Annotated in this window: 19 protein-coding genes and 1 tRNA gene; 11 read left to right on the top strand and 9 right to left on the bottom strand. The window is 39.0% G+C overall.

Annotation, left to right across the window (positions count from 1 at the left end; all coding sequences use genetic code 11):
* Nucleotides 1-3 precede the first annotated feature (3 nt).
* From FY049_RS00360 to miaE, 4 genes are read left to right on the top strand one after another with little or no spacing between them, the layout of a single operon-like run.
* Nucleotides 4-195: an NF038104 family lipoprotein gene (locus FY049_RS00360; protein WP_004717085.1), complete on the top strand. Its 192-nt coding sequence runs from the start codon at nt 4-6 to the stop codon at nt 193-195.
* An 11-nt stretch (nt 196-206) separates the two neighbouring features.
* Nucleotides 207-926, top strand: a complete 720-nt coding sequence (gene recO, locus FY049_RS00355; protein WP_004717082.1) for a DNA repair protein RecO — start codon at nt 207-209, stop codon at nt 924-926.
* A gap of 31 nt (nt 927-957) precedes the next feature.
* Complete coding sequence (pdxJ, locus tag FY049_RS00350) at nt 958-1,683, top strand: pyridoxine 5'-phosphate synthase (protein WP_004717080.1); 726 nt, start codon at nt 958-960, stop codon at nt 1,681-1,683.
* 34 nt (nt 1,684-1,717) lie between these two features.
* Nucleotides 1,718-2,362 carry a tRNA-(ms[2]io[6]A)-hydroxylase gene (gene miaE, locus FY049_RS00345; RefSeq protein WP_171500353.1) on the top strand — a complete coding sequence of 215 codons (645 nt, stop codon included), beginning with the start codon at nt 1,718-1,720 and terminating at the stop codon, nt 2,360-2,362.
* A gap of 171 nt (nt 2,363-2,533) precedes the next feature.
* Here the strand turns inward: miaE and FY049_RS00340 are convergent.
* Nucleotides 2,534-2,609: transfer RNA gene (locus FY049_RS00340), tRNA-Asn, on the bottom strand.
* 246 nt (nt 2,610-2,855) lie between these two features.
* Here FY049_RS00340 and FY049_RS00335 point away from each other — a divergent pair.
* Nucleotides 2,856-3,335, top strand: coding sequence for a hypothetical protein (locus tag FY049_RS00335; RefSeq protein WP_327857465.1), 480 nt, complete (start codon nt 2,856-2,858; stop codon nt 3,333-3,335).
* A gap of 32 nt (nt 3,336-3,367) precedes the next feature.
* Here FY049_RS00335 and FY049_RS00330 read toward each other — a convergent pair whose 3' ends face one another.
* The 4 genes from FY049_RS00330 to FY049_RS00315 form a co-directional block, all read right to left on the bottom strand.
* On the bottom strand, nt 3,368-4,804 hold the full coding sequence (locus FY049_RS00330) for a cryptochrome/photolyase family protein (RefSeq protein WP_224965540.1): 1,437 nt from the start codon (nt 4,802-4,804) through the stop codon (nt 3,368-3,370).
* A 109-nt stretch (nt 4,805-4,913) separates the two neighbouring features.
* A complete protein-coding gene (locus tag FY049_RS00325; RefSeq protein WP_004717066.1) occupies nt 4,914-5,396 on the bottom strand; it encodes an FKBP-type peptidyl-prolyl cis-trans isomerase in 483 nt (160 codons plus the stop codon).
* A gap of 143 nt (nt 5,397-5,539) precedes the next feature.
* Nucleotides 5,540-6,826, bottom strand: coding sequence for an NAD(P)/FAD-dependent oxidoreductase (locus FY049_RS00320; protein ID WP_004717064.1), 1,287 nt, complete (start codon nt 6,824-6,826; stop codon nt 5,540-5,542).
* A gap of 127 nt (nt 6,827-6,953) precedes the next feature.
* Entirely contained in the window at nt 6,954-8,222 is a 1,269-nt protein-coding gene (locus tag FY049_RS00315) for a D-alanyl-D-alanine carboxypeptidase PBP6B (protein WP_224963971.1), read from the bottom strand.
* 178 nt (nt 8,223-8,400) lie between these two features.
* Between FY049_RS00315 and FY049_RS00310 the strand changes: the two genes are divergently transcribed.
* A complete protein-coding gene (locus FY049_RS00310) occupies nt 8,401-10,104 on the top strand; it encodes a M61 family metallopeptidase (protein WP_446082936.1) in 1,704 nt (567 codons plus the stop codon).
* Between the two features lie 79 nt (nt 10,105-10,183).
* Here the strand turns inward: FY049_RS00310 and uraH are convergent, their stop codons facing one another.
* Complete coding sequence (uraH, locus tag FY049_RS00305) at nt 10,184-10,585, bottom strand: hydroxyisourate hydrolase (protein WP_081407419.1); 402 nt, start codon at nt 10,583-10,585, stop codon at nt 10,184-10,186.
* A gap of 608 nt (nt 10,586-11,193) precedes the next feature.
* Here uraH and FY049_RS00300 point away from each other — a divergent pair.
* Both FY049_RS00300 and FY049_RS00295 read left to right on the top strand, forming a co-directional pair.
* Nucleotides 11,194-11,622 (top strand): hypothetical protein, encoded by a 429-nt coding sequence (locus FY049_RS00300; RefSeq protein ID WP_262781112.1) that lies wholly within the window; start codon nt 11,194-11,196, stop codon nt 11,620-11,622.
* A 264-nt stretch (nt 11,623-11,886) separates the two neighbouring features.
* Nucleotides 11,887-12,306: a hypothetical protein gene (locus tag FY049_RS00295; protein ID WP_224963966.1), complete on the top strand. Its 420-nt coding sequence runs from the start codon at nt 11,887-11,889 to the stop codon at nt 12,304-12,306.
* Between the two features lie 73 nt (nt 12,307-12,379).
* Here FY049_RS00295 and lipA read toward each other — a convergent pair whose 3' ends face one another.
* A complete protein-coding gene (lipA, locus tag FY049_RS00290) occupies nt 12,380-13,393 on the bottom strand; it encodes a lipoyl synthase (RefSeq protein ID WP_004717052.1) in 1,014 nt (337 codons plus the stop codon).
* 202 nt (nt 13,394-13,595) lie between these two features.
* Here lipA and sthA point away from each other — a divergent pair, with 202 nt between their 5' ends.
* From sthA to epmA, 3 genes are all read left to right on the top strand, one after another.
* Complete coding sequence (gene sthA / locus FY049_RS00285; protein ID WP_004717049.1) at nt 13,596-15,011, top strand: Si-specific NAD(P)(+) transhydrogenase; 1,416 nt, start codon at nt 13,596-13,598, stop codon at nt 15,009-15,011.
* A gap of 140 nt (nt 15,012-15,151) precedes the next feature.
* Nucleotides 15,152-16,219 (top strand): 4-phosphoerythronate dehydrogenase, encoded by a 1,068-nt coding sequence (locus FY049_RS00280; protein ID WP_056513564.1) that lies wholly within the window; start codon nt 15,152-15,154, stop codon nt 16,217-16,219.
* Entirely contained in the window at nt 16,216-17,190 is a 975-nt protein-coding gene (epmA, locus tag FY049_RS00275) for an EF-P lysine aminoacylase EpmA (RefSeq protein ID WP_262781115.1), read from the top strand. The genes FY049_RS00280 and epmA overlap by 4 nt, the downstream gene beginning before the upstream one ends.
* Before the next feature lie 121 nt (nt 17,191-17,311).
* On the opposite strand, the gene FY049_RS00270 is transcribed toward epmA, so the two are convergent.
* Both FY049_RS00270 and FY049_RS00265 read right to left on the bottom strand, forming a co-directional pair.
* The gene (locus FY049_RS00270; protein ID WP_446082935.1) at nt 17,312-18,553 is read right to left on the bottom strand and encodes a multifunctional CCA addition/repair protein; all 1,242 of its coding nucleotides are present in this window, start codon (nt 18,551-18,553) and stop codon (nt 17,312-17,314) included.
* Nucleotides 18,554-18,666: 113 nt separating this feature from the next.
* The gene (locus tag FY049_RS00265; RefSeq protein WP_004717035.1) at nt 18,667-20,937 is read right to left on the bottom strand and encodes an NADP-dependent malic enzyme; all 2,271 of its coding nucleotides are present in this window, start codon (nt 20,935-20,937) and stop codon (nt 18,667-18,669) included.
* Nucleotides 20,938-21,040: the final 103 nt, after the last annotated feature.

The raw sequence follows: 21,040 nt of genomic DNA, 5'->3' as shown, positions 1-21,040 counted from the left end.
GAAATGATTCGAGTTATAGCAATTCTTGCTTGCATAATCATGTTACAAGGCTGTATCACTAAAATTGTGACAGTTCCCGTCAAAGTTGCTTATAAAACCACAAAAGGCGTGGTTAAAGGCACTGCTGCGGTTGTAGGCGCTGTTATCCCTGACGGGGATGATGACGATGATAAGAAAAAACAAAAGGATGATTAAGTTCAAGCTAGATGCGTAATGAAATCTTGCATGGTTATTTAATCCATCATCGAAAATACAGAGAACGTAGTCATATTGTGCACTTATTTACACAAGAGCATGGTCGTGTCGACGGTATTCTTAGACAAACCCCACCACCACAATACCAACCGATTACTTTACAAGCGTCGGGAAAATCCGAGCTTAAAAACTTTTCAAAACTCGAAATACTCAATCAACCGATTTTCTTTTATGGGGATGCTTTCTTTTCGGGCTTTTATTTAAATGAACTGCTGCTCCGTTTATGTCCGCTTGAAGAAATGATGTCTGAAACATTTCAGCAATACCATTTAACTTTACAACATTTACAAAAATTGGCTGAACATCCACAAGCTGATTTATTTCTTCGACAAATTTTACGCCAGTTTGAACACGCACTGTTAGAAGAGTTAGGCTATCCACTGGATTATGGGCATGATTCAAATCAACAAGAGATTATGCTGACCCAACGTTATCAATTTCAATTGGCCGAAGGCTTTACACCAGTGTCATATACCTCGTCTGGGACGTTGCTGGGCCAACAAATTCTAAGCATGGCAAATTATGAAAAGGGTAGGGATTTTAGCCCAGAGCAGTTACAATTATTGGCTAAACTCTATCGACAAATGATTACTTCACTTTTAGGTGATCGACCATTAAAAAGTCGTCAGCTTTGGGTTCAAAATGCTCAATCTAAAACGTTGAGCCGTTAATTTTAATTTATTGGTTAATTAGGAGAATGTTATGGCTGCATTGCTAGGTGTAAACATTGACCATGTTGCAACCCTCAGACAAGCACGTGGAACGACTTATCCTGATCCTGTGAAAGCTGCATTAATTTGCGAACAAGCAGGGGCGGAAGGCATCACTTTACACTTACGTGAAGATCGTCGTCATATTCAAGATGATGATGTGCGCCGTATGCGACCTGTATTGACGACAAGAATGAACTTGGAAATCGCTGTAACTGATGAAATGGTTGCATTTGCAAAAGAGATTCAACCACATCATGTGTGTTTTGTGCCAGAGAAACGTCAAGAAATCACCACAGAAGGTGGTTTAGACGTGCTTGGGCATTTTGAAGATGTTAAAGCTGCGACTCAGGCATTAACTGCAATTGGTTGTGATGTATCTTTGTTTATTGATGCTGATTTTGCGCAAATTGATGCTGCAATTGCTTGTGGTGCACCCACTATTGAATTACATACGGGTGCTTATGCAGACGCTAAAACTGCTGAAGCTCAACAGATTGAACTCGAAAGAATTATTAAAGGTACAGAGTACGCAGCATCTAAAGGTTTGGTCGTCAATGCTGGTCATGGTTTGAATTTGGACAATGTGGCTGCAATTGCTGCAATTCCTCAGATTCATGAACTCAATATTGGACATTCCATTATTGCCGAAAGTGTTTTTGTCGGTTTGGAACAAGCAGTGAAGGACATGAAGGCCGCACTTCATGCAGCTGGTTAATTTAATTTTTGATTTACGTTGTTGAATATTGATCATGTCGAATATGAATTATGATGAGCTTATGCAACCTGTGATTGCTTTTTTAGGCTGTGAAACGCCAAAGGCATGGTTGGATGAGGCATTGAACAATCTCCCATTGCTCATGCAGGATCATGCGAATTGTGAAAAGAAAGCGGCTGGAACAGCAATGAACTTGATGTTTCGCTACAGTTTTTTTACCGATTTGCAGATCAAATTAGCGCAACTTGTGCGTGAAGAAATGTTGCATTATGAACAAGTGTTAGAGTTTATGACCAAGCGTGGTCAAGAATGGAAAGGTCTGAGTGCAGGTCGTTACGCAGGTGGTTTGCGTAAAGAAATTCGTACTTATGAACCAGAAGCTTTGATTGATGTTTTGGTGATTGGTGCGTTTGTTGAAGCACGTTCTTGTGAACGATTTTATGCCTTAGCGCCATTGGTAGATGATGAGTTGGGTCGTTATTACCGTTACTTGCTGAAATCTGAATCTCGTCATTATGAGGACTATTTAGCTTTGGCTTTAGATGTTGCTAAAACTGCTAAATTAAAAGATCCAGAAGAGGATATTCAGCAACGCATCGAATTGATTCGTGAAGTAGAGAAGGATTTGATTTTATCGCCTGATAAGACTTTCCGTTTTCATAGTGGTGTGCCTGTTTAACTGCTTGCCTGATTAAATACTGAATTTAAAAAATAGACCAAAGCATTGCTTTGGTCTATTTCGTTGTGCTGTTTAATAAAAACCACATGGAACTGTTGCTTTAGTTTGTCACAGCCTGTGTATAGTTCTGAAATAAAAAAAGCCCACTTCAATGAGTGGGCTTTTAGAATTTGGCTCTCCAACCTGGGCTCGAACCAGGGACCTGCGGATTAACAGTCCGTCGCTCTACCGACTGAGCTATTGGAGAATCTGAATGCGATTATAAGGATATATCTTTATGGGTCAAGCCTTTCCTGTCATCTTTTCTTCATTTGTACACTGTATGGTTTTTATTTGAGCAATCTATGGATAATTTAAAAAAATTGATTCTGACAGTTGCAATAGTGAAACGGTCTTGTTAGATTAAAACCATAAAGAGTGTTTAAGTTTGACTTAAACAGTGTGGATTTAAAACCAACTTGCCAGCACTAAATGGCTAAATAGGAGACAGCGAATGAATACGCTTACTATTTCTCAAATTTTTGAAAACTTCTCATTCTATCAAGAAAATTATCTTTCAATCTTGCAAGATCCTGAACAATATTTTATCCAAGTTGAACAAGCCTATTTAGATGTTTGGCCATTTACTGAAAAAAAACTGTATTTGGGCGATCTGTTACAACTTTGGTTTAGTGAAAAATGGCTAATTAATACACCATGTCGATTATTAAATTCATCCAGTCAGGTTTCATCAAGTTCAGACACGCAAGCTACTCAAAAACCAGTTCAACGGACACAAGATTTTTATCTGTTCCAATTGAGTGGAAGTACCTTATCAGGTTCTAACCATGCGCAAATCTGGTCAGTTTCAGAACAAAAAGTGCTTTATGTTTCTTTGGATCGCATCTTTAAATATTACTGCTATTTTGAATCGATTGAACGCCCAAAAAACCATCCTCAAAATCCGTTTAAATTGTTTCAACACGCGATTTAATCAAACCATTGAGAACGCTTTTAAGTGAGACTTTAAATCTGCTTAAAAGCTTCAATTGCTCGAATACGACTTTGTTTTAAATCCACAATTGGCTTTGGATAATTGAGCTCAATATTGGGATTTTTTGCATAAGGTTCATGAATGGTTTTTGCGTCTAAATGTGCAAGCTCTGGAACCCACTGTCGAATGTAGTCACCTTGTGCATCGAATTTCTGCGATTGGCTGATAGGGTTAAAAATACGGAAATAAGGTACGGAATCTGTTCCTGTGGATGCACACCATTGCCATCCTCCGTTATTGGCAGCCAAATCCCCATCAATAAGATGTTGCATAAACCATTGCTCACCTAAACGCCAATCAATCAATAGGTTCTTGGTGAGAAACATGGCGACAACCATACGGATCCGATTATGCATCCAGCCTGTGTGAAGTAACTGGCGCATACCTGCATCGACGATAGGAATCCCTGTCTGACCTGTTTGCCAAGCGCTTAAATCATTTGGGGCATCGCGCCATTGTAGCTGCTGTGTGGGCATTTTAAAGGGCAAGTGCTTTGACACACGCGGGAAATCAAACAGGATATGCTGATAAAACTCACGCCAAAGTAGCTCATCGAGCCATGTTTGTTGACCAACATGATCAATAGAAAAATGTCCGAATTGTGCTCGAAAGAGGGCATTGAAACACTGTCGAATTGAAAGGATGCCTATATTTAAATAGGCTGAGAGCTGGCTGGTGGCTTCAATTTGGGGAAAATCACGCTCGAGTTGATAATGACGGACTTTGTTTTCAATAAAATCATCCAAGACATTCAAGGCATATTGTTCGCCAATTTGCCACTGCTTGTTGATCTGATTCGGATCGAATATAAAACCAAGCTCGGCCAAAGTCGGCAGGCTATTGTTATTCAACTCGCCCACAGCTACTGCATCATTTAAGGCTTGAGTCTCTGGAATAGGGAAGCATTGCGGGATCGAAATACTCAGTTGTTCATAGCAGTATTTTTTAAATGTACCGAAGACTTGATAGGGTTGATTGGATTTATTGCGAATTGAACCGACAGGGAACAGAGTGCGATCATGATATAAAACCAAATCACGATTACTTTGATTCAATTGTGTTTGAACTTGGAAATCTCGATTTAATTCATTAACACCGCACTCAATATTGGCGTGTACATTTTCAATGTCCAGTTTGTGACAGAGTTGATTGATCTCTGCTGCAATATTTTCCCATAAGGGAACAGTGCGGATAATCAGCGGAATTTGAATAGAAGCAAGTTCTTGTTGAATGGCTTGAATTTGACGTAAATAAAAATCAAGCTTAATTGGTGCATCGTCATGCATCCGCCATTGCTCAGGTGAAAGAATCACCAGTGCAATTACAGGACCGCTTTGTGCTGCATGCCATAGGGCCGTATGGTCTTGAATACGTAAGTCTTGACGGAACCAAAGAAGTTGTTTTTGCATAGGATTGATAGGAATGGATTCATTCACACTAGATTTTCATCAATTTAAACCAATACGCATAAAAAAGGCAAAGTAAAAACTTTGCCTTTTCGATCAGATCAAGCAGATCTTAGTGGTGATGACCACCTGCACCGTGTACATGACCGTGCTCTAATTCTTCTGGAGAAGCATCACGAACTTCTGCGATTTCAACTTCAAAAGTAAGATCTTGGCCAGCTAATGGGAAGTTAGCATCAACGATGATGTTGTCACCTTCGATTGCTTTAACAGTAACGATTTGAACACCATCATCAGTTTGAGCTTGGAACTGCATACCAGCTTCAATGTTCTCAACACCTTGGAACATTTGAGCAGGAACTTCTTGAACGAGGTCAGGGTTATATTCGCCATAACCTTCAGCAGCTGGGATAGTGACTGTAAATTTGTCACCTACAGTTTTACCTTCTAAAGCTTTTTCTAAACCAGGAATGATGTTACCTGCGCCATGTAAATATGCAAGTGGTTCACCTTGTGATTTATCGAGAGTTTCACCCTCAGCGTTAGTCAGCGTATAGTGGAAAGAAACCACGTTGTTATTTGCAATAGCAGTCATGTTATTGATCCATTCGGTAATCGATAATTTTAAGGCTACATCATAAAGTGAAAAGCAATTTTTGTAGACTAAAATTACTAAAAAATTGCATTTTCATCTGTATTTTGACCATTTTTTCATAAATATGGGCAAAAATTTAAATTTCAATGCAATTTTATTTTTGGCGCGATTTTTCGTGTAACAAAATCTTTAGCCGTTAACAAGCCTGCATGAGCATAGCCATATATCGTCGCTTGATGAATACGATATAAAGACACATACATCGATTTTGCCACGAAGCCTTGAACATTGACCTGACCAAGTAGCTCACCGACCGCTTTATTTTCACTGAGTGATACCAGTGAGCCTTTGTCTGCGAACTGGAACATTGGCTGTGGTCGTCCTTTGATACGTGCATTCATTGCATCTACAAGAAACGAAGCTTGTTGACTTGCGACTTGTGCACGTGGACCAAGTGGTGCTTCTCTTGCATCTAAGATACAGTGGGCGCAATCACCAAAGGCAAAAATGTTTGGATCAGCCTGAGTCTGTAAGGTTGCGTATACGTTTAAACGCCCCATGCGATCTTTTTCAAAGCCTGCTAAGTTGGCAATTACTTTAGGGGTTTTTATCCCTGCTGCCCAAACTTTTAATTGTGCTTCTACGGATGTGCCATCACTAAAATAGACTTTTTCAGCATCTACTTTTTCAACACGTTTGCCCGTTAATACATCTATTTTCATTCGTTGTAATTGCTGTGTGGCATGCTCAGCCATTTTTTCAGAAAGTGCAGGTAAGATACGATCAGCGCCTTCAACCAAAGTAATTTTGACATTGTTTGGGTTAATTTTATTTAAACCATATTTATAAAAGTTCTGTTTGGCTTGAACCAACTCAGCTGAAAGTTCAACACCTGTTGCGCCTGCACCAATCACGGCAATGTGTAATTCACGATCAATATTTTTATTTTGTGCATCTAAATACAAGTGCAGTAAGTCCTGTTGGAAGACTTCTGCTTGTTGGCGACTGTCGAGATAATGACAAAATTCTTTAACTCCAGGCGTATTAAAGTCATTGGAGACTGAGCCGACGGCCAGAATTAAAGTGTCATAATGCAGTGTGATTTGCTCTTGATTGGATTCATATTTACTGGTTTGGGTTTTGCTAAGCTCGATGGTTTTGTTATCACGATCTAAATGTTCAAAACGGCCCAAGACAAATTCATAGTGATGCTTGGCTGCATGCGCATAATAATTGGTTTCTTCATCACTTGGGTTCATGGTACCAGCCGCAATTTCATGCAGCAATGGTTTCCAGATATGGGTGAGTTTTTGGTCAACAAGGGTGATTTTGGCTTTTTTACTCTTTCCAAGCGTATCACCGAGTTGTGTCACCAGTTCTAAACCACCAGCGCCACCACCAACAATCACGATATGATGTAGATTTGACATAGAAAACCTAAATTGTTGTTATGAAAATAGAATGGCATAAATATGCCATTCTATTTAATTGTTTAGGTTTTTTTTGTATTACAGGTTACATAATTATAATAAATCTAAGTAAATTGGTTGGTTTTAATTAAATTCCAAAAATTGACTTGATCCATTCTATTAAACGTTCAAACCAAGAGGCTTGTTCGATATGCACTTCATCTTCAATATCAAAACTTTGAATCAGTTGATTGTTTTGGTAAACATTCACTTTTGCCAAATGCATGATCTTTTCTAAAGGTGCGGTAAGTGATGTCTCATTCAGTTCAACATTCAAATGGGTTTGAGTTGTTGTAAGCGGTTCAACTGTTGCCAATAGACCATTTGCTTCAGTTTTCATAATACGGCTATTTACAACATCAAAAGTCGCTAAATCAATTGGTGTCGCATCGTTATATAAAGATGTGGTAATGAGTTGAGGTTTTTTTGCTTCAACCTTAAACATTTTCAAGGTGGATTTAACCACAGGGAGCTCAGCAATCAGCTGTTTGTCTTTAATTGCGACTTCATCACGGGTATAGGCATAGCCCAAGTTTAACAGTTTATGTGCAATTTCCGCGCGTTTAACTGCACTTTTTGCACCCATCACCACCACAATTAAACGACGATCAGGAGACTCTGTAATGGCAGAAGGACGATGCGCTGTCAGTGCTAAGTTATAGCCTGCTGCTTTGGTAAAACCTGTTTTTAAACCATCTACACTTGGATCAGACTTTAAAACAAGGTTGGTGGCATGATGAAAATGTTGGTTATAACTAAAACTTGGCATCACTGAATAATGCATATATTCAGGGGTTTGTGATGTCACTGCTTGACCTAAGATCGCCATATCATGCGCTGACGAAAAATGATCAGGCATGGTAATACCGGGAGGGTTGGCAAAATGAGTATCCTTCATTCCCAAGGCTTGTGCTTCTTGATTCATACGAGCAACAAATGCAGGTACGCTACCTGAGATGCGTTCTGCCAGTGTTACTGCTGCATCATTGGCAGACATCACAATCAATCCAGCAAGAAGTTGGTCAATTGAGATTTGCTCACCTTGCTTTAGGTACATTTGAGATTCATCCCATTGCACCATCTGAACCACAGGGGTTGCAGTAATAATCTCTTCTTTTTTGATATGACCCGCTTTGAGTTCTTTCAACGCAATATAAGCGACCATCATTTTGGTCATGGATGCTGGTGCGCGCTGTACATGACTATTATATTCAGCAATGGTTTGACCCGATTGCGTATCTAATATTGTCCAAGCTTCAGCTTCAACAGATTGCGGATTAATATTAAGTAAAGCGGCGTTAACAAACGTGGAGCAAACCAAGCCAGTTATCGCGATAAAAGAAGCAAGAATTTTCAACAGATTTACCTTTAAGCCAATCCTATGGCAAGAGTGCATAAACTTTGCGAATGCTATGCCTTTTTTTCACTCTTCGCTAGTCAGAATAGTAGACAATTTCGACTAAAATCGCCTGACTTTGTAAAAAAATGCTAATCTAATTGGTAATTTCTCACTGTCTATTTTCGAATATATATTTATGTTGCATTATCAGATTGAATTTGACGATTACCGTCAGCACCTCATTCATGTCACATTGCGCTTTCTGGCGAACCCTACCCAAGTTTTGTCACTTCCTACATGGATTCCTGGTAGCTATTTGATCCGTGAATTTTCTAAACATATCGAATCTGTGAAAGCCTATGATGAAGCGGGTCGTCAACTGCAAATTAATAAGTTTGAAAAAAATAAATGGCGTTTATATAACACCGACCATGAACTGATTACTGTTGAATATGATGTTTATGCCTATGACCTTTCGGTACGTGGCGCGTATGTCGATCAAACCCGTTTATATGTCAATCCTGCTTGTGTCTGCCTAGGGCTACAAGACCAAGAAGAATCAGCAATCGAAGTTGAAGTATTTTTACCTGAAGAATTAAAGCATTTTCAAATTGCCACAGGTTTAGAATCAAGAAGCTTGGTGAAAGGGCGCTATACCTTAAAAGCCAACAATTATGCACAATTGATTGATGCACCATTTGAATTGGCGGATCAAACCCGTTTTAGTTTTGAAGCGAACGGGATTCCACATGAATTTGTGGTTTCTGGTCAGCATACAATGAATGCAGCGCGTATGAAGCAAGACCTTGAAAAAATCTGTAGTACAGAAATTTCAATGTTTGGTTCAGCGCCTTTTGAAAACTATACTTTTATGACTATGGCAACTGGCAATAGTTATGGTGGTTTAGAGCATCCTAATAGTACTAGCCTGATTTCGCCACGTGATGATTTTCCTAAAGTAAATGAACCTGTAGAGCCTTCTGCGGATTATCAACGCTTCCTTGGATTGTGTAGCCATGAATATTTTCATTCGTGGTTGGTTAAATTTATCCGCCCTGAAAATTTTGCAAATTATGATTTGGATCAGGAAGGCTATACCTCACTGTTATGGATTTTTGAAGGTTTCACCTCTTATTACGATGATTTGATTCTGTATCGCAGTGGTGTGATTTCTCAAGCATCTTATTTAAAGTTGTTAAAAGGGCAAATTGATCGTTATCTACAAAATCCAGGACGTTTTATTCAATCTGTTTCAGAGTCTAGTTTTGATGCTTGGATTAAATTTTACCGTCAGGATGAAAACTCAAATAATGCTGGAACCAGTTATTACAATAAAGGCTGTTTGGTTGCACTCAGTTTAGATTTAGGTCTACGTTTACGTGGTTCTAGTTTGGATGCCTTAATGCGCCGTTTGTATGAAAATACCCAAAAGGGCATGCAAGTCAATGAGCGTACGATTGTCGAACTGTGTAATGAACTGACTGGCGATAATTGGATCGAACAGATTAATCATTTGATTAATACCACAGATGAGTTACCACTGGATCAATTGTTCCCTGAATTTGGTTTGAGCTATAGCTTGCAAAATGAAAAAGCACTTCCATTTGGTTTGAAAGTTGCTGAAAAAGCTGAGGGTGTCATTATTCAGCAAGCGCGTCGTGATGGTGTTGGTGCAAAAGCGGGGCTGTCTGCCAATGATGTGATCATTGCGATTGATGGTTTAAAAGCGTCTGAAAAACTTTTAAACCAATATGCAAAACAGCAAGGTCAATTTACAGTTTATGCATTCCGTCGTGATGAGTTTTTACAATTTGAGTTGCAAGGTGGTGAAGTTGCGTTGACTAGGGTTGAGTTAACTGTATTAGATCAAGCCAAAGCTGAGAAATGGTTAAAGGCTTAATTAAGTTGTGTATCAAGAAAAACCGATGTTAAAAAAACATCGGTTTTTTTATGCCTAAAATTTAACTTGGTATGATCAATCAATTCCCACGATATGTTGAATATCCATAAGGGCTAATCAAGAGAGGAATATGGTAATGTTCAAGACTTCCATCAATCACAAAAACCACAGGAACTTCTGGGAAAAAAGCACGTTGGTTATTTTGTTTAAACCATTCACCTGTTTGAAAAGTAACCTTGTAGACACCTTTATCTAAGGCTTTGTTTTCAGGGTATAAAGATGAAATTCGCCCATTACTATCAGTACTTCCCTCATTAATTTTTACCCATTTATCTTTTTGTTGCGCTTCAAGAATGACTTTAACATTGCTTGAAGGTAAGCCATTTTCAAGATTTAATACATGTACACTTAATGGGTTTTGGGCAAAACAAAGCCCAGAAAATAGGGTTGCTGAAATAGCTAAAGTTAATTTTTTCATCATCAATTTTTACTAAGACTAAAATCACTATGTTAAGGTCAAGTTGAAGTGTTGCCGTTAAAAAAATGTAAAATTATATTAATCGTTAAAATTTAACGATGTATGAAAAATAAAATAATATTGATTTAACAATAAGATAGATAATTAAAATAATAGATAAAACAGTATCGTTAAGAGATTTCTAAATGAAATGCTTAGGCTTGCAAACGAGCCAGTCTAAAAAACGATGCGTATTTTATTTAGATGCTTACATAAGTGAGAAACCGATTTGACTGGATAAATACTCTATAAAAATTTTGTCAGATTTAAACTTACATACCGTACTTGGCGATTTATACAACTAATTATAATGTGATTTGAGGCAGTCAAAAAACTGAAGCAAACCTTAGCCTTGTGGGTTTTTAAATGGTATAGTCAAAGATTATTGTTAAGTTTTTATAAATAAAATATTAATCAACTATTTATAGTTGGTGGTTAAATCTAGTCCAATATGTACTTTGTCGTGGTCTAACACGATGTGCGAATCATACATTCGGCAGTGAGAAGGAAAATATAATATGAAAAAATCTCTTTTCAATATTCCACGGATAGTTTTGTGTTGTGTTTTGCTATTGGCGACATCTGTTGCACGTGCAGACGGTACAGGCAAGCTACAGTTTCTATATACGGCTTATTTAGATGTACCAGCCTTGTTTCCAAAAACACTTGCTTCATGTAAGAAGTTTGATGCATCGACAGAGCCAGAACTACAACGCTTGTATGATCAGTGGTATCAACAGCACGGGCGTTACCAGAAGGAATTGCAACAGCTGATATTCAAATATCTTAGTAAACAAATGGGGACAGCAAAAACAAAGAAGGTTATTGCTGAGATTAAAAAAGAAGTTAAAGGTGAGCTAGTAAGCTTATATTTTCCACAAAATCATACTTGGACCGACAATTGGTTTTGTACTAAATTGCTCCCTGAAGATTTGACTGGGAAGGGCTTAATGTTGAATTACGCAGACTACGTTGAGGAACTTAAGCAGAAAGTAAAATAAAGACATTTATTTTAATTTAAGCGACTTTCTGATTTTGAAATCAGTCAAAGTCGCTAAGTCTATGAATCGGAAATGATTTATTTTAACCCAAATCTGCAACAACAGTAAAATGAGGTAAATAAGCTAAAGCGCCATCCATTTTTAAATTCATGATTCCCAGTTAAAAGAAATCAACATATTTGTCATTAAACTTTCTAACTGTATATTTTAAAATCATCCAACAATAAATTTATTCTAAATTCATAATACAAAAGGGTAATGTCAATGAAAAAGCGTTTCTTAAAGCTCATCACAATTGCATGTGGTTTAGGCATAGCTCCACTTGGATTTGCTGCAAATTGTTCAAGTACAATCAGTAATAATGCTGTGGCAAACTTAACTGTACCAGCAGGTGCAACATGTACCTTAAATAGTACATCCGTTGATGGAAATGTGAATGTACTCAATGGTGGGAGTTTGATTTTAAATAATTCTTCAGTGAGTGGAAATGTGCAAGCCAATACCGCCAAAGTATTGAAATTGGTCAATTCTTCTGTTGAGGGGGATGTGCTTGCAGGTCAGGTTTCGTCAATATTGAGCTTAAATAAATCAATGATTTCAGGAAATTTACAATGCTCTACACTGACGAAACTACAAAGCAGTATGAGTAGTGTTGAAGGTAAAACTACAGGGAAGTGTCGTTAAAGATCAAAAATATCTGTAAAAAAGCACTCAATTTTGAGTGCTTTTTTGACGCTTAAATTTTTTGAACAATGACTTAAGCTTCGATGGCTTGTACCGCAATTTTTTTCGCAGGATCAACTTTACGACGTACCACTGGAACAGGTTCACCATAATATTGACGATCTGCAAAATAGCTTGAACGAACCATTGGAGCAGCCCAGATATTTCTGAAACCAAGTTTGTGACCGTGTGCAGTATAACGCTCAAATTCTTCTGGCGTAACAAAGCGATCAATTGGCGCATGTTCTTTAGAAGGCTGTAAGTATTGACCAATTGTCACATAATCGACACCATGTGCATGTAGATCATCTAACAGGGCAATCACTTCTTCTTCGGTTTCACCAATACCCACCATCAAACCACATTTTGTTGGCACATCAGGGCAGTATTCTTTAAACATTTTTAATAAGTTTAAAGAATGTTGATAGTCTGAACCCGGGCGCATCGCTTTATAGAGGCGAGGTACTGTTTCGATGTTATGGTTAAATACATCTGGTGGACATTCGGTCATGATACGCAGTGCAATATCCATACGACCACGGAAATCTGGAACCAATATTTCTAATAGTGTTTTTGGGCTGAGTTGACGCGCTTCTTGAATACAATCAACAAAATGTTGCGCACCACCATCCAAAAGATCATCACGGTCTACAGAGGTAATCACTGCATACTTTAAACCGAGATTGGCGATGGTTTCTGCCATATGACGAGGTTCATCAGGATCAAGTGCATTTGGACGACCATGTGCAACATCGCAGAACGGGCAGCGACGGGTACAAATATCACCCATGATCATAAAGGTTGCAGTACCACCACCGAAACATTCTGGAAGGTTAGGACAAGCTGCTTCTTCACACACAGTATGTAATTTTTGTGCACGTAAAGTGGTTTTGATTCGTTGAACTTCATCAGGCGCAGCCATTTTGACACGAATCCAGTCCGGCTTTCGTGGTGCTTCAACCGTCGGAATAACTTTTACAGGTATACGAGCAACTTTTTCCGCGCCACGTAATTTGACACCCTGTTCTGGTTTACGGTTCTCTGACATATTCAACTTTTCCACTGTTTTCTACGGGGGAGATTATGCTCATTATAGCGGAAATGCAAAAAGATAGGGCAAAAACACTATTCATATACTAAATGTCGTTATCACAGAATATATGCATGCGAAATACAGAAAATTGTTTTGGTTTAGGTCATAATATCGCATAAGACAAGAGATAGACTGAATTTACTATAAGGAGCTTTGAATGCCACGTAAGAAAGAAGTCGTTAGTGGGAAATTTGTGAAATACGATGCGGTCGTACTTGGCTCTGGTCCTGCTGGTGAAGGCGCGGCAATGAAGCTTGCTAAATCGGGTAAGCGTGTTGCAATTGTAGATATTCGTGAGCAACTTGGTGGTAACTGTACCCATGTCGGCACCATCCCAAGTAAGGCTTTACGTCAGACAGTTTCAAGTATTATCCGTTACCAACGTGATCCAATGTTTAAAAAAGTAGGGGATTGGAAACAATTCACTATGAAGCAAGTTTTGCGTAATGCGCATAAAGTGATTCAACAGCAAGTTGATACCCATTCACGTTTTTATGACCGTAACCATATTGATGTATTTCACGGTCGCGCATATATCCAAGATAAAAATACGGTGATTATTTTTAGTGAAGATGGTGTTAAAGAAACTTTAGTTTTCAAACAGCTTGTGGTTGCCACAGGTAGCCGTCCTTATCACCCGCAAGGTCTAGACTTTAACCATCCGCGTGTATTTGATTCAGATAAAATTTTAGATTTGGATTACCCAATTCATAAAATTATTATTTATGGAGCGGGTGTAATTGGTTGTGAATATGCATCTATCTTTATTGGTTTAGACCATAAAGTTGACTTGATCAATACACAACATCAGCTGCTCAGTTATCTCGATGATGAAATTGCTGACGCGTTGTCTTATCACCTACGTGAACAAGGCGTGTTAATGCGTCACAATGAGCAAATTGATCATTTAGAAACGTTTGATGATCATGTGGTCTTGTATTTGCAAAGCGGTAAAAAAATTAAAGCTGATGCCATTCTTTGGTGTAATGGCCGTTCAGGAAATACCGATGGTTTAGGTCTTGAAAATGTAGGCATTACACCAAATAGCCGTGGGCAACTTGCGGTAAATGATCAATATCAAACCGAAGTTGAAAATATCTATGCAGCAGGTGATGTTGTGGGTTGGCCATCCCTTGCTTCTGCAGCATATGACCAAGGTCGTTGCGCTGGTTCAAATATGAGCGGCGAAGAAAATGTTAAACCAGTGAAAGATATTCCGACTGGGATTTACACCATCCCTGAAATTTCATTCTTTGGTAAAACTGAAAGTCAGTTAACTGCTGAAAAAATTCCATATGAAGTTGGACAAGCATCATTCCGTCATTTGGCGCGTGCGCAAATTACAGGGGATACAGTCGGCGAGCTTAAACTGTTATTCCATCGTGATACCTTAGAGTTATTAGGTGTGCATTGTTTCGGCAATAATGCGGCCGAAATTATTCATATTGGACAGGCAGTGATGCAAAGTGGAAACAATACCATTAAGTATTTTGTTGAAACGACATTTAACTATCCAACAATGGCAGAAGCCTATCGTGTGGCAACATTGAATGGTATGAATCGTTTGTTCTAAACAAATATTCAGAATTAAAAACCCGTAAGTCATCTTGCGGGTTTTTTTATGCCATTTTTAAAAAATTTGATGTATGAACTGCATAGTCTTAAGTGGTTCAAAGGTTTATCATAGCGGCAGTTAAACTTGTGGATGACGCTATGAAAATTGTTGCAGATGAAAATCTAGCATTTACTGAATATTTCTTTTCAGAATTCGGAACCATTCATCAAGCAGCAGGACGCAATTTGACTCATCATGATGTGAATGATGCAGATGCGTTATTGGTACGCTCTATAACAAAAGTCAATGAACAATTGATCCAAGATACAGCACTAAAATTTGTTGGTAGTGCAACCATAGGTACAGATCATCTAGATATTCCAGCATTAGAAAAGCATCAAATTGCATGGTCAAATGCAGCAGGTTGCAATGCACAAGCCGTTGCAGAATATGTGATTACGGCTTTACTGCATCTCAATCAAGATTTTCTAGATTTAGGGAAAAAGTTTACTTTAGGCATTATTGGTCTAGGCAATGTGGGAACACGATTAGCATATATGGCTCAGTTGTTGGGCTGGAATGTAATTGGCTATGATCCCTTGGTACAACGAGAAAATGTTCAGCAAGTTGAATTTGACGCTTTATTAAAGAAAGCCGATGCGATCAGCATACATGTGCCTTTAACCCAAACAGGGCCGTTTGCAACACATCATTTAATCAATGCTGATGCATTGGCGCTAATGCAGCCAGAGACCATTTTAATTAATTCAGCGCGTGGTGCTGTTGTTGAAGAAGCAGCATTAATGGCAGATATCTTAAAAACACGTCGTAAAGTGGTGTTGGATGTTTTTGAACATGAGCCTGAGATTTCACAACGTCTACTGGATTTAATTACAATCGTGACGCCACATATTGCGGGTTACAGTCTCGAAGGTAAAGCACGCGGTACTCAGATGATTTATGATGCATTTTGTAAAACATTTGCCTATACCGCACATAAGAAATTTGAATCACAATTACCGGCATGTGAACAATATTTTTATGGCAATAACATTAAACAAACGCTGAAAAAATACTTAACTGAAATTTACAATATTCAGCGAGATGATGAAAATTTAAGAGATTGCTTAAAGGATGGCAAGGTGGATCAAAAAGCTTTTGATTACCTTCGTAAAACTTATCCTTTGCGCCGTGAATGGGCTGCTCATGGAGGGCCAAAAGCATGAGCATAGATTTTAAACCGACTTGTGATATTCAGGCGCTTAAAGCACGAGCAAAACTCTATAGACAAATTCGCCAATTTTTTATTGAGCGTGATGTTTTAGAGGTTGAAACTCCGATCTTGTCTCAAGCAGGTGTAACCGATGTCCATCTGGCTTCTGTACAGGCTCAGCGTCATGTACATGGCAAAAAACAAACGCATTATTTACAAACTTCACCAGAGTTTGCCATGAAGCGTTTATTGGCGAGTGGCAGTGGTGCGGTTTATCAAATTTGTAAAGTTTTCCGAGATGATGAACATGGGCGTAAACACAATAGTGAATTTACTATGTTGGAATGGTATCGTCCGCAGTTCAGCTTGAAAGATTTGATGCTAGAAGTCACTGATTTATTGAATGTGGTTTTGGATGAACGTTTTGGTGAAGTTCGACCAACCGTACTCAGTTATAAGCATGCATTTATTGATCGTTTGGACTTGAATCCACTGCAAGCAACTTTGCAACAATTAAAAGATGTGGCACACCGTGTAGGACTCAATCTGGATTTGGGTGATGATCGTTTGGCCTATATTGATTTGTTATTTTCTCATATGGTTGAGCCAAGTTTAGGTTTTGATACGCCGGTATTTTTAACTGATTTCCCCCCAGAATTGGCCTCTTTGGCAAAGACTAAATTGGATGAGGATGGTGAGTTAGTTGCTGCACGTTTTGAGCTCTATATTGAAGGGTTAGAACTTGCCAATGCCTATGATGAGTTGATTGATGCTGAGGTTTTGCGTAGTCGTTTTCAAGCAGATAATACTGAGCGTGAAAAGCTGGGTTTACATGTGATGCCAATCGATGAGTATTTGCTCGCTGCTTTACCGAATATGTCAGATTGTGCGGGTATTGCTTTGGGAATTGATCGTTTGTTAATGGTGGTGATGAACCAAATGAAATTGGAAAAGGTGATTACATTTCCTGCAGATGTGTCTTGATATAAAATCGTTTGGGCCATAGGCTGATATTTATAAATGCTATGCTCACAGAATGATTGAATATTATTTAAAAGAAAATACGATATCTAAAAAAGCCTCTCATTACTGAGAGGCGTTTTTTTTAAACCGTATGATGATGATGACCTAACTCATGCTTTAAATCAGCAATCGCTTCAATACGTTTTTGAATCAACATTTCACCGATATCAGGACCTTGAATATCTGAGGGTAAATCCGATGCTTTAATCGTGCGTACAGTTTTCATTGCATCTAATAGGTAATGCGCTTGTGGGTATTCGCGATTTTCTAAACCTAAGCGGCCTTTAGCATCACATTCACAGGCTTGCGCAAAAGCTTCGACCCGCTCAGGACGACGCAGCACATCTAAACGCTGTAACAAACGCCATAAGGTGCCTGGTTTTAAGGTAAAAGCCTGATGACATTTTAAATGTTCTTTACACACGGCTAGAGCAAGCTGTTTCGTTTGAGTGGGTACACGTAAACGATCACACACATCTGTGACAGGCTGAATCCCACGTTCTTCATGCATGATATGACGAGGTAATTCATCTTTCGGTGTTAAAGCTTTGCCCAAGTCATGTACCAATACTGCAAAACGAACATCTAAAGAATAATTGGCTTTACATGCTTGCTGTAAAGACATCAGTGTATGAATACCGCAATCAATCTCAGGATGATATTCAGGTCGTTGTGGAACGCCAAACAGGGCATCTATTTCAGGAAAGAGCACTTTTAATGCACCACACTCACGTAACACTTCAAAGTAAACATCGGCATGACGTTCCATTAAAGCACGAGAGGTTTCTTTCCAAACACGTTCAGGTGTCAGTGCTTCTAATTCGCCAGATTCAGCCAATTGACGCATCAATGTAAGTGTTTCATCAGCAATGCGAAAACCGTATTGCGCATAACGAGCAGCAAAACGAGCCACGCGCAGTACGCGTAAAGGATCTTCTGCAAAAGCGTCTGAAACGTGACGTAGGATTTTATGTGCTAAATCATCTTGTCCATGATAGGGATCATACACTTGACCTGCTTCATCCATCGCGATGGCATTGATGGTTAAGTCACGACGAATTAAATCCTCTTCTAAGGTGACATCTGGATCGGTAAAAAACTCAAATCCATGATAACCGTGTCCCGATTTACGCTCAGTACGGGCTAGGGCATATTCTTCTTTTGTTTTGGGATGTAAAAACACAGGGAAATCTTTCCCAACGGGTTGATAACCTTGGGCAAGAAGTTGCTCTGGCGTAGCGCCAACAACAACATAATCCTTTTCGTGATAGGGATGACCGAGTAAATGATCTCTAACGGCACCGCCTACTAAATAAACTTGCATGAAAAAACCTCTATTCTTAATGCCATCATGCAACAGAATAGAGGTTTTCTCAAGTACAGAACTTGAGTGATTGACTAAAGTTCTGCGGTATTGATGTTAAATTGACTTCAAGCTTAGCCTTCAGCTTGTTGAATCTCAGCAACGGTTAAAGCTGTCATATTAACTAAACGACGTGTTGTCGCTGTAGGTGTTAAAATATGCACAGGTTTAGCAGCACCAAGCAAGATAGGACCAATAGTCACATTATTGCCTGACGTTGATTTTAACAAGTTGAATGAAATATTTGCCGCATCAAGATTTGGCATAATCAACAAGTTCGCTGAACCTTTGAAGCGTGAATTTGGGAATGCAAAATGACGAATATTTTCATCAAGTGCAGCATCTGCATGCATTTCGCCATCTACTTCTAATTCAGGTGCGATTTCAGTCAAGATTTCAAATACTTTACGCATTTTTTGTGCACTTGGATCATTTTGATCTGAACCAAAGCTAGAATGCGAAAGTAATGCAACTTTCGGCGTCATACCGAAACGACGAACTTCTTCAGCAGCTAAAATAGTCATTTCAGCAAGCTGTTCAGCAGTCGGGTTGGTATTTACATATGTATCTGCCATAAAGATATTGCGATCTTCAAGCATCAATGCATTAAGCGTAAAGAAGTTATTACGACCTTCTTTTAAACCAATCACATTTCTCACAAAGTCTAAATGGATATCATAACTTGCATAAGTACCGCATAGCATACCATCTGCAAGACCATGACGAACCAACATTGCTGCAATCAAGGTAGAACGACGACGTGTTTCACGTTGTGCATACTCAGGCGTTACACCTTTACGTTGCATCAAGTTGTAATAGTCATCTGCAAACTTATCGTAATCAGGATTCTTTTCTTGATCTACGATGGTAATATTTACACCGTGTTCAAGACGCAAACCTAATTTTTTGATATTTGCTTCAATGACTGCAGTACGACCGACCAAAATAGGTTGTGCTAAACCTTCATCAACCGCGATTTGAATCGCACGTAATACACGAAGATCTTCACCTTCCGCATAAGCAATACGTTTAGGCGCTGTTTTCGCTTGTGCAAAAATTGGTTTCATCATCAATGCTGAATTATAAACAAATTCAGATAGACGTTGACGATAAGCCGAGAAATCCGCAATTGGGCGACTTGCAACACCTGAATCCATTGCAGCTTGTGCAACAGCAGGAGCAATTTCAAGAATTAAGCGTTGATCAAGTGGACGTGGAATTAAGTAATCACGACCAAATGATGCAGATTTTTCACCATAAGATGCGGCATCCGCTTCAACATGTGCCATACGTGCAATTGCATGTACACAAGCAATTTTCATTTCTTCATTAATCGTCGTAGCGCCAACATCTAGCGCACCACGGAAGATATAAGGGAAGCAAAGCGCATTGTTTACTTGGTTCGGATAATCTGAACGACCAGTTGCCATGATTACATCTGGACGTACTTCATGTGCATGTTCAGGTAAAATCTCTGGATCTGGGTTTGCCAATGCAAAGATGATTGGATCAGCCGCCATAACTTTAACCATTTCTTTGGTTAAAATGCCTGCCGCAGAAAGGCCAAGGAACATATCTGCATCTGCAATCACATCTGCAAGTTGAGTACCCTCAATATCTTGCACATAACGCTTTTTAGACTCATCCAAGCCTTCACGTTTAGTGGTCAATAAACCGCGTGAGTCAGCAACCACGATATTTTCTTTTTTAGCACCAATTGCACACAGCAAGTCTAAACAAGAAAGTGCCGCAGCCCCTGCACCTGAAGCAACAATTTTGATTTCGTCAATTTTTTTGCCATTCAATTGCAAAGCATTGAGAAGGGCTGAACCTACAATAATTGAGGTACCGTGTTGGTCATCATGGAACACAGGGATTTTCATGCGTTCACGAAGCTTTTGCTCAATATAAAAACACTCTGGTGCTTTAATATCTTCGAGGTTAATACCACCAAAAGTAGGTTCTAAAGCCGCAACGATATCCACAATTTTGTCAGGATCATTTTCAGCAATTTCAATATCAAAAACGTCTACACCAGCAAACTTTTTAAATAATACGCCTTTGCCTTCCATTACAGGCTTAGATGCTAATGGACCAATATTACCTAGACCTAAAACGGCTGTACCATTACTGACCACTGCAACCAAGTTGCCACGAGCAGTATAAAGCGCTGCTTTTGAAGGGTCTTTTTCAATTTCTAAACAAGGCGCTGCCACACCTGGTGAGTAAGCAAGCGCAAGGTCATGTTGATTGACAAGTTGCTTACTTGGCGTAACGCTAATTTTTCCTGGTGTTGGAAATTCGTGATAGTAAAGGGCTTGCTGTTTTAAAGATTGATCATCCATCTGAATCTCGATTATTACATGTTCCAGCGAGGCTGGTGGTTTGACTAAATTTCATCGAATATAACATTTGTTGAGCGATACCGACAGTCAAAAAATAGTTATT

The organism is Acinetobacter sp. 1125_18A (assembly GCF_052824985.1).
This window is presented reverse-complemented; position numbering and strand designations above follow the sequence as displayed.

Coding starts and splice junctions, on each gene's coding strand:
- pdxJ (WP_004717080.1), top strand. CDS start 958: ATGGCTGCATTGCTAGGTGTAAACATTGACCATGTTGCAACCCTCAGA.
- FY049_RS00270 (WP_446082935.1), bottom strand. CDS start 18,553: ATGCAAGTTTATTTAGTAGGCGGTGCCGTTAGAGATCATTTACTCGGT.
- FY049_RS00330 (WP_224965540.1), bottom strand. CDS start 4,804: ATGCAAAAACAACTTCTTTGGTTCCGTCAAGACTTACGTATTCAAGAC.
- recO (WP_004717082.1), top strand. CDS start 207: ATGCGTAATGAAATCTTGCATGGTTATTTAATCCATCATCGAAAATAC.
- miaE (WP_171500353.1), top strand. CDS start 1,718: ATGTCGAATATGAATTATGATGAGCTTATGCAACCTGTGATTGCTTTT.
- FY049_RS00335 (WP_327857465.1), top strand. CDS start 2,856: ATGAATACGCTTACTATTTCTCAAATTTTTGAAAACTTCTCATTCTAT.
- FY049_RS00320 (WP_004717064.1), bottom strand. CDS start 6,826: ATGTCAAATCTACATCATATCGTGATTGTTGGTGGTGGCGCTGGTGGT.
- FY049_RS00360 (WP_004717085.1), top strand. CDS start 4: ATGATTCGAGTTATAGCAATTCTTGCTTGCATAATCATGTTACAAGGC.
- lipA (WP_004717052.1), bottom strand. CDS start 13,393: ATGTCAGAGAACCGTAAACCAGAACAGGGTGTCAAATTACGTGGCGCG.
- sthA (WP_004717049.1), top strand. CDS start 13,596: ATGCCACGTAAGAAAGAAGTCGTTAGTGGGAAATTTGTGAAATACGAT.
- FY049_RS00325 (WP_004717066.1), bottom strand. CDS start 5,396: ATGACTGCTATTGCAAATAACAACGTGGTTTCTTTCCACTATACGCTG.
- FY049_RS00310 (WP_446082936.1), top strand. CDS start 8,401: ATGTTGCATTATCAGATTGAATTTGACGATTACCGTCAGCACCTCATT.
- epmA (WP_262781115.1), top strand. CDS start 16,216: ATGAGCATAGATTTTAAACCGACTTGTGATATTCAGGCGCTTAAAGCA.
- FY049_RS00280 (WP_056513564.1), top strand. CDS start 15,152: ATGAAAATTGTTGCAGATGAAAATCTAGCATTTACTGAATATTTCTTT.
- FY049_RS00265 (WP_004717035.1), bottom strand. CDS start 20,937: ATGGATGATCAATCTTTAAAACAGCAAGCCCTTTACTATCACGAATTT.
- FY049_RS00295 (WP_224963966.1), top strand. CDS start 11,887: ATGAAAAAGCGTTTCTTAAAGCTCATCACAATTGCATGTGGTTTAGGC.
- uraH (WP_081407419.1), bottom strand. CDS start 10,585: ATGATGAAAAAATTAACTTTAGCTATTTCAGCAACCCTATTTTCTGGG.